Genomic DNA, 15,388 nt, shown 5'->3' on the forward strand with positions numbered 1-15,388 from the left:
CATTTCATGGACCGTCGCGATTTTCTGCTGTCCTCTGGTGCCGTTGCCATCGCCATCGCTGCCCCCCGCGCTTTCGCTCAGGGCAGCGACGATGCGCGCTTGTCGGCCGCGTTCACCGCCATTTTCGAGCGGCAACTGGACCTGTCGCCCAGCTTCGTCACCAGCCTGGGGCTGGACAAGGGCGCGCGCGCCGGGGCCAAGAGCCTGCTGGACGACAATAGCAAGTCGGCGATGATGAAGCGGCTGGCCGCGACGCAGGCGGCGATCAAGGAACTGGAGGGATTCAAGTCCGCCAGCCTGTCCGACCCGCAGCGGCTGAACCTTGACGTCATCCTCTATGCGCTGGGGCAGCAGACGGTGGCGCCGGCGACATTTGGCCTCAACAGCGCGGTGCGACCCTATCGCATCTTCCAGCAGGGCGGCAGCTATTTTTCGACGCCCGATTTCCTGAACACCGCCCATACCATCAACGTCGCCGCCGATGGCGACGCCTATCTGGCGCGGCTGGAGGCCTTCGCCCGCAACCTGCGCACCGACAGCGCGATGCAACGGGACGAGGCGGCGCGCGGCTATCTGGCGCCGGGCTGGTCGCTCGACCTGACGCTGGGGCAGATGAAGAAGCTGCGCGATCAGCCGGCCGCAAGCAGCAGCCTGGTCCAGTCGCTGGTCAAGCGGGCAGCGGCCAAGGGGATAGCGGGCGACTGGCAGGCTCCGGCAGCGGCCATAGTGGAGAAGAGCATCTATCCCGCGCTCGACACGCAAATCGCGATGATCGAGGGGCTGCGCGCCAAAACGGCAGCGGGCGATGGCGTGTGGCGCACTCCGCGTGGCGAGGAAATCTATGCCGCCGCGCTCAAGAGCGCGACCACGACCGACCTGTCGGCGGCGGACATCCACGCCATGGGGGTGGAGCAGGTTGCCGACATCAGCGCGCAGCTTGACACGATCCTGCAAGGCGCGGGTTATACCAAGGGAACGATCGGCGAACGGCTGGCGGCGCTGAATGCCGATCCATCGCAAGTCTATCCCGACACGGCGCAGGGTCGCAGCGACCTGATCGCCGCGCTCAATGCCGAAGCGAAGCTGATGCAGGCGAAATTGCCGCAGGCCTTTGCGACCATTCCCGACACGCCGCTGGAAATCCGCGCCGTGCCGGTCGAGATTCAGGATGGCGCATCCAACGGCTATTATAATCGCGCGGCGCTGGACGGATCGCGCCCGGCGATCTTTTTCATCAATTTGAAGGCGATAGGCGACTGGCCAAAATATACGCTGCCCGCATTGAACTATCATGAGGGCGTACCGGGACATCACCTCCAGATTTCGACCGCCCAGACGGCAGGTGATATTCCCATGCTGCGCAAGACCGCGTTCATGAGCGCCTATAGCGAAGGCTGGGCGCTCTATGCCGAGCAGTTGTCGGACGAACTGAAAGCCTATGCGACCCCGCTCGACCGGGCGGGATACCTCCAGTCCTTCCTGTTCCGCGCGGCGCGGCTGGTGGTCGATACCGGCATTCATAGCAAGCAATGGAGCCGTGAGGAGGCCACCACCTATATGGTTGAAAAGACAGGGTTCACCCAGGCACGTTGTCAGCGAGAGGTCGAGCGTTACTGTACCCAGCCGGGACAGGCGACCAGCTACAAGGTCGGGCATGGCGTATGGAGCAAGGCGCGCGCCGCCGCGCAGGCGGCAATGGGTAACCGCTTCGATATCAAGCAGTTCCACGCCATTCTTGAGGAAGGCGCGATGCCGCTGTCCATGCTGGAAGCGCGGGTCGCAGCGCGGGCGAAGATGGGCGTTTAGCAATCCTTCCCCTGTGGGGGAGGTGGCAGGGCGCAGCCCTGACGGAGAGGTGTCACCCTATCGTGAGGGCGACACCCCTCCACCATTTGCTCCGCAAACGGTCCCCCTCCCCTTGCAGGGGAGGAATTTCTTACTCGTAATCCAGATCCTGATAGCTATCGTCCGCCACATCGGAGAAGCGCGTAATCCGTGCGTCGAACTTCATGCGGATGCGCCCGGTGGAGCCGTGGCGCTGCTTGGCGACGATGACTTCGGCCAGGCCGTAGATGCGGTCCATATTTTCGCGCCAGATGGCATAGGCCGATTCATCCTCGACCTTGGGTTCCTTGGCCGCTTCGTAATAATCCTCGCGAAACACGAACCAGACCATGTCCGCGTCCTGCTCGATCGAGCCGGATTCGCGCAGGTCGGACAGCTGGGGTCGCTTGTCCTCTCGTTGCTCGACCGCACGGCTGAGCTGCGACAGGGCCAGCACCGGCACATGCAATTCCTTCGCCAAGGTCTTGAGACCACGCGAAATTTCCGAAATCTCGTTGACGCGATTTTCGTTGCCGCGCCCGGTGCCCTGGAGCAACTGGAGATAATCGACGACGATGAAGCCGACATCATGGCGACGCTTCAACCGGCGGGCGCGGGTGCGCAGCGCCGCGATGGTCAGGCCCGGCGTATCGTCGATGAACAAGGGCAGTTCCTGCAACTCGCGCGCGGCGCGGGAAAGGTTCTGGAAATCGGCGCGGCTGATCTTGCCCATGCGCAGTGCTTCGCCGCTGATCCCTGACTGTTCGGCCAACACGCGGGTCGCCAACTGATCCGCGGACATTTCGAGGGAGAAGAAGGCGGTCTTGGCCCCCATATTTTTTTCCGGCGGAATCCCGTCGGCATTGTCGCGCAACCAGCGCGAGGCGGCGTTATAGGCGATATTGGTGGCGAGCGAGGTCTTGCCCATGCCGGGACGGCCCGCCAGGATCATGAGATCGGAATTGTGCAGACCACCGATCTTGGCGTTCAGGCTGTTGATCCCGGTGGTGATCCCCGACACATGGCCGCCGCTGTTGAGCGCGCGTTCGGCCACTTGCACGGCGGCGGTGGAGGCGGCGAGGAAGCTCTTGACCGATCCGCTTTCCCCCTCCCCTTCGGAGACCTTGTAAAGCGCGACTTCGGCCGCTTCTATCTGTTCGCGGGGATTGACATCCTCGCTAGTATCCATTGCATTTTCAACAAGTTCTCGGCCAACACTGACAAGCTGCCGTAACAGGGCGAGGTCGTAAATCTGCGACGCGAAGTCGCGCGCGCCGATCAGCGCCGCGCCATTACCGGTCAGTTGCGCCAGATAGCCCGCCCCGCCCAGTTCCTTGAGCGCCGGGTCCTGATCCAGCATCGGCTTGAGCGTCACCGGATTGGCGACCATGTCGCGATCCAGCAGCTTCATGATCGCGTCATAGATGCGGCCGTGCATCGGCTCGAAAAAATGCTCCGCCTTGATCTTGAGCTGGACATCCTCCGCCAGCCGGTTGTCGATCATCAGCGCGCCGAGCAGCGCCGCTTCCGCCTCCACATTGCGAGGGAGTTCAGGCGCGCCCGTTTCGGCGGCATTATTCATTTTTACCAATTCGACCATGGCTCCCTATTCCTCCGACCGTCGCCCGCGCGCAAGGGGCAAGGTCGAAACGACGCACCGAGAATGTGGATAAGTCCTGCTTGCATTTCGCGGGCTGCCGCCGCACTGAGGCTGATCGCAATATGGCCGACCCGCGCATCATAGACATCAAGCTCGACGAGCGGACGATCCTGTGGCGCAATGCCGACGTCGAACAGGAACGGCGCATCGCGATCTTCGACCTGCTGGAGGATAATATGTTCGCGCCGCAGCGCGTTCATGCCGACGGCTATGCCGGGCCGTACAAGGTCGTGCTGCGGGTCGAGGACGGACGGCTGGTGATAGAGATCAACCGCGAGGATGACAGCGCGCTTGAAGCCATCATTCTGGGGCTGGGCCGGTTTCGCAGACCGATCCGCGAATATTTCGCCATTTGCGACAGCTATTATCAGGCGATCAGCAATGCCTCGCCCGCACAGATCGAGACGGTCGACATGGCCCGGCGCGGCATCCACAATGACGCGGCGGAAATGCTGCGCGAGCGACTGGAGGGCAAGATCGCGGTCGATTTCGACACCGCCCGCCGCCTGTTCACGCTGATCTGCGTATTGCACATCAAGGGGTAAGGACAATCGGGCGGCTGACTCTGGGGGGATTGCTGGTTCGTATTGGGCTGGGGCTGGCGCTGATGGCGGCGCTGGCGCTGGCGCTGTTCCTCTATGCCCGCAACTGGGCACCGAACCGGGAGGATTATCCGGTGCAGGGGTTGAGCGTCAGTTCCGACAATGGCCCGGTCGACTGGGGTACGCTGGCGGCGCAGGGGGCGGACTTCGCCTATATCCGCGCGGCCAAGGGCGCCGACTGGCGCGACCCCGATTTTGCCGCCAACTGGCGCGGCGCGCGCACCGCCGGGATGCGTTATGGCGCGATGCTGGAATTCAGCCTGTGCCGATTGGCCAGCGATCAGGCGACCCGCTTCATGACGACGGTGCCGCGCGACAATGCCGCCCTGCCTCCCGTCATCCGGCTGGCCTTCGACCCGGCCTGCACCGCGCGGCCGGGGCGCGACCTGTTACTGTCGGAGCTGAACACGCTGGTCAATCTGGTCGAAGGCCATGCGGGCAAGACGGTGTTGCTCAACGTGGCCGAGGATTTCGACAAGCGGTATGACATCGGTTCCGGCATCAACCGCACGCTGTGGCTGGACGGCAATTTCTTTCCGCCCGACTATGCCACGCGCCGCTGGGTGATGTGGACAGCCAGCGACATGCGGCATATCGACGGGATTGACGGTCCGGTCAGATGGGATGTGGTGGCGCCATGACGCGCGAAGCAGAGATTGCGGAATTGGTGGCGGCGGCGCGCGGGGCGATGGCACATGCCCATGCGCCCTATAGCCGCTTTGCCGTGGGCGCAGCGGTGCGGCTGACCGACGGCAGCGTCGTGACCGGCTGCAATTTCGAGAATGCGAGCTATGGCCTGTCGCTGTGTGCCGAGACGGTTGCGCTGGCGACCGTCAATGCGCAGGGGCGACTGGCCGATGTCGCCGCGATTGCGGTGGTCGGTGGCGCGATGGACGGCGCGGGTGACGCCATCGTCACCCCCTGCGGCCGGTGCCGCCAGGTCATGAACGAAGCCGAGCAGATGGCCGGACGGCCCCTGGCCATCTATTGCGCCACGCCCGATGGCGTGCAGATTGTCGAGCACAGCGTCGCGGTGCTGCTGCCCCATGCCTTTGGTCCCGCCGACCTTGGCATCACTCCTGTCAGGAAGAGTTGAACACCCCATGTCGATATTGTCAGATAAGTGGATTCGCGAACAGGCGCTGACAAACGCCATGATAGAGCCGTTCGTGGAGAGCCAGAAGCGCGACAATTGCATCAGCTATGGCCTGTCCTCCTATGGCTATGACGCTCGGGTGGCGGACGAGTTCAAGATCTTCACCAATATCGACAGCACCATCGTCGATCCCAAGAATTTCGACACCAACAGCTTCGTCGATCGCAAGACCGACTGCTGCATCATCCCGCCCAACAGCTTCGCGCTGGCGCGGACGGTCGAATATTTCCGGGTGCCGCGCGACGTGCTGGTCATATGCCTTGGCAAATCCACCTATGCGCGTTGCGGCATCATCGTGAACGTCACGCCGCTGGAGCCGGGCTGGGAGGGGCATGTGACGCTGGAATTTTCCAACACGACCCCCCTGCCCGCCAAAATCTACGCCAATGAAGGGGCGTGCCAGTTCCTGTTCCTGAAAGGCAATGAGCCGTGCGAGGTCAGCTATGCCGACCGGGCGGGTAAATATATGGGGCAGCAGGGCGTGACGTTGCCGCGCCTGTGACGACGTGCCAGACTGTGACCCATGAAATGGTTGCGGACATGGCTGGCACGCGGGACGCCCATTGAGGCATTGCCTCCGCCGAGCGTGGGTGACCGCCGCGTCTATGCGATTGGCGATGTGCATGGCCGTGCCAACCTGCTCGACGCCCTGCTCATACTGATCGCGCGCGACGATGCCGAACGGGGCGCAATGCCCCCGCACATCATCCTGCTGGGCGATCTGGTCGATCGCGGTCCATCATCGCGACAGGTGATCGACCGGGTGATGGCCATGGTTGCGTCGGGCGGCGATGTGCGCTGCCTTAAAGGCAATCATGAGGAAATATTCGTCCTCGCGGCGCGGGGCGAAGTACGGGCAGTGCCGGTCTTTCGGCGGATGGAAGGTGCATCCACGCTGGCCAGTTACGGACTGGACCCGATGTTGTTCCAGGTGATGACCGATGACGAGATTGTGGCGTGGATGCTGAACCATGTGCCGCGCGACCATGTCGATTTTCTCGACGCCCTGCCCGATCAGGTCGAAATGGACAATTATCTGTTCGTCCATGCCGGTATCAGGCCGGGAGTGCCGATCGAGGACCAAAGCGGCGCGGACCTGCGATGGATCAGGCGCGAATTTCTGGATCATGGCGGCGCGCATCCAAAGATGATCGTGCATGGCCATAGCATCACTGACGATGTCGATCTCCAACCCAACCGGATCGGCATTGACACGGGTGCCTATTATTCCGGGCGACTGACTGCCATTGGCCTGCAAGGCACGGACCGCTGGTTTCTACAGACCAACGACTGAGATGATTTTGCTTTATCTTTTGCATTGCAGCATCATCAAATAGTCACTGCACAGTCATAAGCTGTTGAGAAACATTCCATGGCTATGATCCCGAAAAAAAGCATAGCGGATTGCTACCTTTGCTTCGTTTCACAGGGATAGAGCGGTCCAGATGCTGCCATCCAGGGGAACAGATCATGCGTGCTATTCATGCGTTAACCGGGCTTTGCCTGGCGTCTTGCCTTGTGCCTTCTTCTCAAGCCTTCGCAGCTGCAAAACAGGATTTGGCGCTGAGCCAGCGCCACAAGTTCGACATTCATGTCCAGCCGCTCAGCGGCGCGCTGCGCCAGCTTTCGACCCAGTCTGGCGTGCGCATCCTGTTCCCCTATGATGAGGTGGCGGCGATCCGCAGCCGCCGGATTCAGGGCTGGCTGTCGACGCAGGATGCGCTGGCACGGTTGCTGGCGGGTACGAACCTGAAGATGGAACAGGCCGGTGTCGGCGTGATCGCGCTGGCCGCGCCTACCAATCGCAGCGTGGCGCGGCGCAGCCCGCTCTCACTCCAGTTCGCGCAAGCGAGCGTCGCAGGCGGAGCCGCCCCGGCGGCCCTTGCTCCCGCCCCCGAACCGATCGAGGATTCAACGCCGATCATCGTCACCGGCACGCGCACGACCAACCGCACCGTCGCCGAAAGCCTAGCGCCGATCGACGTGTTGGGTGTCAAGGATCTGGAATCGAGCGGCAAGCAGTCGGTCCGCGACCTGCTCGGCACGCTGGTGCCCTCGATCAACGTGTCGAACAACGGCGCGGGCGCAAGCTGGGCCGTGCGCACCCTGTCGCTACGCGGCCTGGGCGGCGACCAGCTGCTGGTGCTGGTCAACGGCAAGCGGCGGCATAATTCGGCCACTTTGTTCATCAACGGATCGGTCCAGAACGGCCAGTCGCCGCCGGACCTTGACCTCATCCCCGGCAATGCGATCCAGCGGATCGAAGTGCTGCGCGACGGCGCTTCGGCGCAATATGGCTCCGACGCGATTGCCGGGGTGGTCAACATCATCCTGAAGAACGACACGGCCGGCGGCGCGGCGCTGACGCTGGGCAGCACGGCGGACAATGGCGGCGAACAGGGCCGGTGGCAGATCGACAACGGCTTTTCGATCGGCCCGGACGGCGGCTATATCCATGTCGCGGCGGACGGCGTGTTGCAGGCCGGAACGCTGGTCAAAGGATCGCCGATCGCTGGTGCTTATTATCCCACGGGCGATCCACGGAACGACGATCCCAATCTGGATCGTTACCGCGGCAAGGCAGGCCAGCCGGAGGTCATCGGCGGCAATATCAGCTACGACGCCATGCTGCCGGTGGGCGGCAGCCTGGAGGCCTATAGCTTTGGCACCTATTCCAAGCGCCACGCCGCAGGCTGGCTGACCTATCGCACGCCTGCCGCGCTTAACAATATCATCGAAATCTATCCCGAAGGCTATATCCCACGCATCCATGTCTATGACGAGGATTTCCAATATGCGCTCGGCCTGCGTGGCGAACTCGGCGGCGGCGTGCGTTTCGACCTTAGTTCCACCTATTCGCAGGACGAGGTCAAATATAAGCAGACGACATCGCTGAACCCCTCCATGGGTACGGCCAGCCCGACCAACTTCTATCTGGGCAAAATCCGGTTCGACGAATGGACCAACAATCTCGATTTCAGCAAGGAATTCGAGGTCGGCCTGGCCGAACCGCTATCGGTCGCGGTGGGCGCCGAATATAAGAAGAACAAGTTCATGATCGGGGCGGGCGACCCTGAATCCTATATTGACGGCCAGTATGTCTCGCCGCCTGGTGCTTGGCTAGCCGGGCGACAGCGCACCGGTGTCGGCGCGCAAGGCGTGACCGGTTTCGTCCCCGAAGGCGCGGGAAGCTGGAGCCGCAGCAACTGGAGCGCCTATCTCAACCTGGAAGGCAAGATTGTCGAGGGGCTGGAATTCGGCCTTGCCGGGCGGCATGAGGATTATACCGATTTCGGCACAACGGACACCGGCAAGGCGTCGCTCCGCATCGAACCGATGCGCGGCTTCGCGATCCGCGGCACCGCCAGCACCGGCTTTCGCGCCCCGACCCTGCAACAACAACATTATGCGTCATCATCGACCATCGGCGTGGTCCAGAACGGCGTCAGCGTCCTCTTGCCGGTGCAGGCGCTGCCGGTCGAGGGGGCGGCAGCCAAGGCACTGGGTGCCGTGCCGCTCAAGCCTGAAAAGTCCGTCAACTTTTCGGCCGGTATCGTGCTGACACCTGCACCGAACCTCAACATCACGGTCGATGCCTATCAGGTCAAGATCAAGGACCGCATCCTGCTGAGCGAGACGCTGAGCGGTCCGGTCGTCATCAACGCGCTGGAAGCAGCGGGCATTTATGGGATCGCGGGCGGTCTGCTCTTCTCCAACGCCGCCGACACCCGGACACGCGGTCTCGACATTGTCGGCACCTATCGTGCGGGGCTGGGCGATATGGGTCTGGCGACGATCAGCCTTTCGGCAAACTTCAACAAGACCATCTTCACCCATATCGATCCCGTCCCCGGACCGATCGCCGCATCGGGCCTGGCACTGATCGGCCGCACCAAACAGGGAGACCTGACCGAAGGCACGCCACGCAACAAGTTCATCGCCAACGTCCTTTGGGAAAAGGACGATTTCAACATGAACCTGCGCGCGACACGCTTTGGCAAGATCGTCCAGCGCGCGAACGCGACGGCGTTCCACACCGCCGAATACACGCCCTGTGCCGTCAATGTCGTGAGCGACGTCTGCTTTCGCGACTATGTCGATGAAAAGCTGAAGCCCAAGATCATCGTCGATCTCGAAATCGGTTATAAATTGACCAAGGGGGTCAAGCTGTCGGTCGGTGCGAACAACCTGCTCAACACCTATCCCAACAAGCTGAAGCCGGTAAACCAGTTCGTCGGTTTCCTCTATAACACCTATGCGCCCTACGGCATCAGCGGGGGCTTTTATTACGGCCGCCTGAACCTGGAGTTCTGAGCATGACGATCAGATCGGGCGTCAGCCGCCGCGAGGCGATCGCGGCGGGCGGGATCGGCTTGCTGGCGGCAGGGAGCGCTGCGTCGGTGGCGCAACCGGGCGGTGCGCCGACGGCAGGCAAGGAGACGATGGTGAGCGTCGAGGACGCCACGAATGTCGCGCTCACCCTGTCGCCCGATGGCAGCCGGATCGCCTTCGACCTGCTCGGCATATTATGGACGATGCCGGTCGCTGGCGGACCGCTGAAACGGCTGACGGGGGATTTTGACGATCTGGCCCAGCCCGACTGGTCCCCTGACGGCACAAGGATCGCCTTTCAATCCTATCGCAGCGGCAATTTCCACATCTGGTCGGTCGCGGCCGATGGCGGCGACATGCGCCAGCATACAGACGGGCTGCTCGACGATCGCGAACCGCGCTGGTCGCCCGATGGCAAAAGCATCGCCTTTTCCAGCGACCGGGCGGACGGGCGCTATGCCATCTACCTGCTGGATGTCGCATCGGGGCGGGTGACGCCGTTGTCCAAAGGCACGACCAATGACAGCGAACCCTGCTGGTCGCCCGATGGCCAGCGCGTCGCCTATGTCGCGGGGGGCACGAAGCTGGTTATGGCCGATGTCGCGACCGGAGCAATCAGCGACGTGGCATCGGTGCAGCCCTCCCCCGACCGCTTCAATCCATCGGCGATCATGGCACCCGCCTTCGCACCGGACGGTCGCATCGCCTATACCCGCGTCCAGCCGGGTTCTGTGACGCTGGTAGTGGACGGAAAAGATGTGATCGCGGGCGAAGATCTCTATCCCTTCCGCCCTGCGTTCACAGCGGACGGCGCGATCCTCTACGGCTCCGGCGGCAAGCTGCGCCGGTGGCGCGATGGCAAGGCAAATGTGGTGCCGTTCACGACGCAGGTGCCGGTGACGACGCCCGATTACCGCAAAAAGGCACGCGATTTCACCTCCAGCACGCCAAAGCCCGTGGTCGGCATTGCCGCGCCAATGCTCTCGCCCGATGGCAAGCAGATCGTCTTTGCCGCGCTCAACGACCTTTATCTGATGCCCGTCGGCGGCGCGCCGCGCATCATGGTGGGCGATGCCTTCCACAAATGCGATCCGGCCTGGTCGCCCGATGGCCGCATGATCGCCTATAGTTGCGACCGGGGCGGGACGCTGGACCTGTGGCTGCATGACGTCAGCACCGGCAAGGAACGGCAACTGACCAACATCCCCGACAAGGCCGTGGCCTGGGGCAGTTGGTCGCAGGACGGGACGCTGATCGCCTTCCTCGATCAGGAAGGCGCGCTGCACACGGTCGAAGTCGCGACCGGCACCGTGCGCAAGCGCTTCGATGCGATCTGGGAGCCGGGGCGGCCAAGCTTTGGCCCGGATGGCCAGACCATCGCCTATGCCGCGTTCAAGCCGGTAACGGGCCGCTATCGCGAGGGATCGAGCCAGATATTGTCGGTCGATCTGGCCACCGGCAAGGGCAGCTATCGCCCGGTGTTCGATGGCAAGTCGCTGGGGACTCGCGGCCATGACGGGCCGGTCTGGTCGCCCGATGGCAAGGCGATGGCGTTCATATTCGCCAGCACCCTATGGGTAGCGCCGGTCTCGCCCGATGGCAGTTTCACCGGCGCGCCACGGCAGGTCAGCACGGAACTGGCCGATGCGCCAAGCTGGAGCGGGGATTCGCGCACGCTCCTCTATCTGAGCGGCGGCAAATTGCGGCTGGTGCCGGTCACGGGCGGCAAGCCGCAGACCGTGCCTTGCCGCCTGACATGGGCCAATGCCAAGCCTTCGGGTCGCACCGTCATTAGGGCTGGCAAGGTCTGGGACGCCCTGTCCCCGACCTACAAGAGCGGCGTGGACGTTGTGATCGACGGCAACGTCATCACGGCGGTCACGCCGCACGGTGGGGCCGCGCCGTCCGATGCCAACGCCCGCTTCATAGACGCGCCGGACCTGACGCTGATGCCGGGCCTCATCGACATGCACACCCACCGGCAGATGGCGGGCTATGGCTATGGCGACCGGATGGGGCGGCTGTGGCTGGCGATGGGCATCACCGCGACCCGATCCCCCGGTTGCCCCGCCTATCATATGGTCGAGGACCGTGAGGCGATCCAGAGCGGCAAGCGCATCGCCGCGCGCCATTATGCGACCGGCGAAGCGATTGACGGCGGGCGCATCTTCTACAATTTCATGCGTCCCGTGACCGAGCCGGGGCAGATGGCGCTGGAACTGGAGCGCGCGCGGCTGCTCGATTATGACATGGTCAAAACCTATGTCCGCCTGCGCTACGACACGCAGAAGGAAGTCGTCGACGCCTCTCACCGCATGGGGATGCACCTGTCGTCCCATTATCATTATCCAGCGCTCCACAGCGGCATGGATTGCATGGAACATACCGGCGCGACCAATCGCTACGGCTATTCGCGCACCATCACCGCGCTGGGCGGCGGCTATCATGACGTCAATGACCTGTTCTCCGCCGCCAAAGCGGGGCGGACGCCAACCCTGTTCGCCGCGACCGCGCTGCTGGGACAGGATGACAGCTTCACCCGCGATCCCCGGATCACCACCCTCTATCCCGACTGGGAATTGGCCAAGCTGGCCGGGCGGGTGAAGGCGATGTCGGGCGAAGGCGGCGCGATAATGCTGGCCTCGCTGGAGCGGCAGGTGGCGCAGATCAAGCAGATGCTGGCGGCGGGATGGCGCCCGCTATCGGGCACCGACGCCCCGATCGACCTGACCGCGATCAGCCTGCACCTCAACCTGCGCGGCATGGTGAAATATGGCGTGTCCGCGCTGGACGCCCTGATGATGACGACGCGCTGGTCCGGCGAATTTCTGGGCGAGCCGATCGGCCGGATCGAGCGCGGGATGCTCGCGGACCTCATCCTGGTGGAGGGCGATCCGCTCATGGATGTCAGCGCCGTCGCCAATGTGCGGCAGGTGGTGGCCAACGGCGAGGTCCATACGCCCGATGCGTTGATGGCCCCGTTCGTGGGGGCGAAGCCACAGGCGGACGTGACCCCGGTGCTGCCGATGCTGGCCGACGCGCACCAGCATATCTGGTGGCATGATGCCGACTATGTGGAGGCGAGCCGCGCCGCCTGTTGCGCGGGGCATGCGGTGGCGCATGTCTAGACGGGAAGGGCTGAATCTCCGTTCGGGCTGAGCCTGTCGAAGCCCAGTACTTCGTTCAAAGAAGAACAGCCCTTCGACAGGCTCAGGGCGAACGGGTTGTGGGTGTCAACGCCACCCCTTCGCCCGCGCCGCGCCCTCGCCCGCCGCGTCCACCGGCGCACCGTCGATCAGCGCGTCAACCGTCGCCATGACCCGTGCGTCGGATGACGACGCCTGACGATAGGCACTGCCCTGCCCCGCGCCCGGCAGCGCCTGCTGCACCTGCCAGCCCTCCCCCTCGCGGCAGGCGACGCCTGCGACTGCGCCGTCGAAGCTGCGGCACCAGCCGCCGCCCTTGCGCTGGAAGGTCAGGCCGATGCGGATCGCGGCATCGCCCTGTGCCGACGCCAGTTGGGTGTCGAGCGCCTGCGCCAGATCGCCCTGCGCGACCATAACGCCATCGTGCAAGCCGATCGGACCGCCCTCCCCGCCCGTCAAACGACCAAGGCCGAGGCCCATAACGAGACTGGCGGCAATCGCCCCGCCCACAGCCCAACCGCGCCAGCGCGGCGTCGAGCGGACCAGTGGCGTGACCTTCGCGCTCTCCTCCAGCAGCGCGCGCATCGCGTCCGGCAGCGGTTCCTGCGCAATCGGCGCATAATGGCCGGCCAGCCGCTCGCGCAACCGGCGGTGCATCGCCAGTCGCTCCGCCAGCGCCGGATCATCCGCCACGGCGCGATCGACCCGGCGGCGGGTCACTTCGTCCAGTTCGCCATCGACCAGCGCGATCAGCATGGCTTCGTCAATATCGGTCATGCCGCTTCCCCCATCAGTTCGATCAGCGCCCCGCGCCCGCGCACCAGCCGCGATGTCAGCGTCCCCATCGGCACCCCCAGCACAGCGGCCGCTTCCTTGTAAGACAGCCCCTCCACCAGCACGAGCGCAATGGCTTCGCGCTGTTCGTCGGGCAGCGCCTGCATCGCCCGGTCGACGTCGGACAAGTGGACATGCGCCTCAATATCCCGGTCTCCGGCATGGCCGACATGCTCGCCCGCTTCTGCCGGGGCAAAGGTTTTCGCTGCGCGCTGGCGGGCGCGGGCTTCGTCGATCCACAGGTTGCGCATGATCCGGTATATCCAACTGTCGAGGCGCGTGCCCGGCTGCCACTGGTCGCGCGCCTTGAGCGCCCGCTCCAGCGCGGCCTGACACAGGTCGTCGCCATCGGCACGATCCCGCGACAGGCTGGCGGCAAAACGCCGCAGCCTGGGCAGGATCGCCAGCAAATCATGCTCGAACGACATCGGGCCTCCAATCACATGTTCCGGGGATGAAACGGGCCTGCCCGGTCGTTTCATCCCACGACCTGAGAAAAAACGGAAATAATTGTGCAATGGATCATTATGATGCCGAAAGGACCGGTGACAAAGACATGAAACTGACGTGCCCATGGATGATCGCCGGGCTGATCCTGATCGCGCCGGGCGCGCAGGCGCAGTTGCTGGGCGGCCCGGTAGGTCAGGTCGTGCCCGATGTGCTGGACCGGGTCGGCGGCGTGGTCGAGCGCAGCGGGCTGGAACGCCTGTCCCCGGCGCGGCTGGCCGATAGGCTGGTGGCGGCGCGGGCATCGCGGATCGGCGCCCTGCTGCGGCAACATGGTGAGGCGGTCGAACTGGACGACCGGCGCGAACCCGCGCGGCGCGGCGTGATATTGCTGACCGGGGCAGATGCAGCCAGTCTGGAGGCGCTGCGTGCCGCAGGTTTTGGCGTGGAGAGCGAGGCGATCGAGGGGCTGGACCTCAGCGTCGCGCGGCTCCAAGTTCCACAGGGTCGCAGTCTGGCGCGAGCGCTCAGGGATGTGCGGCGGATCGCCCCCATGGCGCAGGCGAGTGCGGACAATCTCTATTTCCCCGGCGGATCGGCCAATGGCGCGGCGACAGGCGGACTGGCGAGCAGCGGCACGGTGGGGCGCGGGGCGGCAGGGCTGATTGACGGCGGGGTCGCGCGGCATCCGGCACTGACCGGGCCGGTCGAACAGCGCGGCTTTGCGCGCGGCGCGCCACGGGCCAGCGCTCATGGCACAGCGGTCGCGTCACTCATCAGCGGAACCGGCAGTGTGCGCGGCGCGGCACCGGGGACAGCCTTGCTGGTCGCCGATGTCTATGGCGACGATCCGGCGGGCGGCGGCGCTTTTGCGATCGTGCGAGCGCTGGGATGGATGGCGGCGCGTGGGGTGCCGGTGGTGACGGTCAGTCTGGTCGGGCCGGACAATCCGTTGCTGGCGGGCGCAATCCGGCTGGCGCGCGACAAGGGCGTCACAGTGGTCGCGGCCGTGGGCAATGACGGCCCGGCAGCACCGCCCGCCTACCCCGCCTCCTATGCCGGGGTGGTCGCGGTCACAGGGATTGACGGTCGCGGGCGACTATTGCCGGAAGCCGGGCGCGCGGCCCATGTCGATTTCGCCGCGCCTGGGGCAGACATGAACGCGGCGCGCAGCGATGGCGGCAAGGGCGCGGTACGCGGCACCAGCTTCGCCGCGCCGCTGGTCGCCGGGCGGTTGCTGGTGCGGGGCAGCCTGACTGCGCTGCGGGCTGAAGCGGAAACACCAAAGGGCAAGGCGCGGGGCTTCGGCCAGGGCATAATCTGCGCCAAATGCAGAAATAATGACTGATTTTTAATATGTTATCATTTTTTCCTGCCTTTGCGGGAT

At 64.3% G+C, this 15,388-nt stretch carries 12 protein-coding genes; 9 read left to right on the forward strand and 3 right to left on the reverse strand.

Annotation, left to right across the window (positions count from 1 at the left end):
- Positions 1 to 6 precede the first annotated feature (6 nt).
- Positions 7 to 1,806: a DUF885 domain-containing protein gene (locus EBBID32_RS02440; RefSeq protein ID WP_006950027.1), complete on the forward strand. Its 1,800-nt coding sequence runs from the start codon at positions 7 to 9 to the stop codon at positions 1,804 to 1,806.
- 130 nt (positions 1,807 to 1,936) lie between these two features.
- On the opposite strand, the gene EBBID32_RS02445 is transcribed toward EBBID32_RS02440, so the two are convergent.
- On the reverse strand, positions 1,937 to 3,424 hold the full coding sequence (locus EBBID32_RS02445; protein WP_006950029.1) for a replicative DNA helicase: 1,488 nt from the start codon (positions 3,422 to 3,424) through the stop codon (positions 1,937 to 1,939).
- A gap of 122 nt (positions 3,425 to 3,546) precedes the next feature.
- Here EBBID32_RS02445 and EBBID32_RS02450 point away from each other — a divergent pair, with 122 nt between their 5' ends.
- The 7 genes from EBBID32_RS02450 (at position 3,547) to EBBID32_RS02480 (ending at position 12,702) form a co-directional block, all read left to right on the forward strand.
- Positions 3,547 to 4,029, forward strand: a complete 483-nt coding sequence (locus EBBID32_RS02450; protein WP_037488349.1) for a UPF0262 family protein — start codon at positions 3,547 to 3,549, stop codon at positions 4,027 to 4,029.
- Between the two features lie 29 nt (positions 4,030 to 4,058).
- Positions 4,059 to 4,727 carry a GH25 family lysozyme gene (locus EBBID32_RS02455; RefSeq protein WP_006950037.1) on the forward strand — a complete coding sequence of 223 codons (669 nt, stop codon included), beginning with the start codon at positions 4,059 to 4,061 and terminating at the stop codon, positions 4,725 to 4,727.
- Entirely contained in the window at positions 4,724 to 5,182 is a 459-nt protein-coding gene (locus EBBID32_RS02460) for a cytidine deaminase (RefSeq protein WP_006950039.1), read from the forward strand. Before EBBID32_RS02455 ends, EBBID32_RS02460 begins: the two co-directional genes overlap by 4 nt.
- Positions 5,183 to 5,189: 7 nt before the next feature.
- Entirely contained in the window at positions 5,190 to 5,744 is a 555-nt protein-coding gene (dcd, locus tag EBBID32_RS02465) for a dCTP deaminase (protein WP_006950040.1), read from the forward strand.
- A 21-nt stretch (positions 5,745 to 5,765) separates the two neighbouring features.
- Positions 5,766 to 6,536 carry a metallophosphoesterase gene (locus EBBID32_RS02470; RefSeq protein WP_006950041.1) on the forward strand — a complete coding sequence of 257 codons (771 nt, stop codon included), beginning with the start codon at positions 5,766 to 5,768 and terminating at the stop codon, positions 6,534 to 6,536.
- A 263-nt stretch (positions 6,537 to 6,799) separates the two neighbouring features.
- The gene (locus EBBID32_RS02475) at positions 6,800 to 9,556 is read left to right on the forward strand and encodes a TonB-dependent receptor plug domain-containing protein (RefSeq protein ID WP_037488314.1); all 2,757 of its coding nucleotides are present in this window, start codon (positions 6,800 to 6,802) and stop codon (positions 9,554 to 9,556) included.
- 2 nt (positions 9,557 to 9,558) lie between these two features.
- Positions 9,559 to 12,702, forward strand: coding sequence for an amidohydrolase family protein (locus tag EBBID32_RS02480; RefSeq protein WP_006950043.1), 3,144 nt, complete (start codon positions 9,559 to 9,561; stop codon positions 12,700 to 12,702).
- Between the two features lie 105 nt (positions 12,703 to 12,807).
- Here the strand turns inward: EBBID32_RS02480 and EBBID32_RS02485 are convergent, their stop codons facing one another.
- Both EBBID32_RS02485 and EBBID32_RS02490 read right to left on the reverse strand, forming a co-directional pair.
- Positions 12,808 to 13,497 (reverse strand): anti-sigma factor family protein, encoded by a 690-nt coding sequence (locus tag EBBID32_RS02485; RefSeq protein ID WP_006950044.1) that lies wholly within the window; start codon positions 13,495 to 13,497, stop codon positions 12,808 to 12,810.
- Positions 13,494 to 13,982 carry a sigma-70 family RNA polymerase sigma factor gene (locus EBBID32_RS02490; RefSeq protein ID WP_006950045.1) on the reverse strand — a complete coding sequence of 163 codons (489 nt, stop codon included), beginning with the start codon at positions 13,980 to 13,982 and terminating at the stop codon, positions 13,494 to 13,496. Before EBBID32_RS02490 ends, EBBID32_RS02485 begins: the two co-directional genes overlap by 4 nt.
- An 89-nt stretch (positions 13,983 to 14,071) precedes the next feature.
- Between EBBID32_RS02490 and EBBID32_RS02495 the strand changes: the two genes are divergently transcribed.
- Positions 14,072 to 15,349: a S8 family serine peptidase gene (locus EBBID32_RS02495; protein ID WP_006950046.1), complete on the forward strand. Its 1,278-nt coding sequence runs from the start codon at positions 14,072 to 14,074 to the stop codon at positions 15,347 to 15,349.
- Positions 15,350 to 15,388 lie beyond the last annotated feature (39 nt).

The organism is Sphingobium indicum BiD32 (assembly GCF_000382885.1).
In the GTDB taxonomy this organism is placed as follows: domain Bacteria; phylum Pseudomonadota; class Alphaproteobacteria; order Sphingomonadales; family Sphingomonadaceae; genus Sphingobium; species Sphingobium japonicum_C.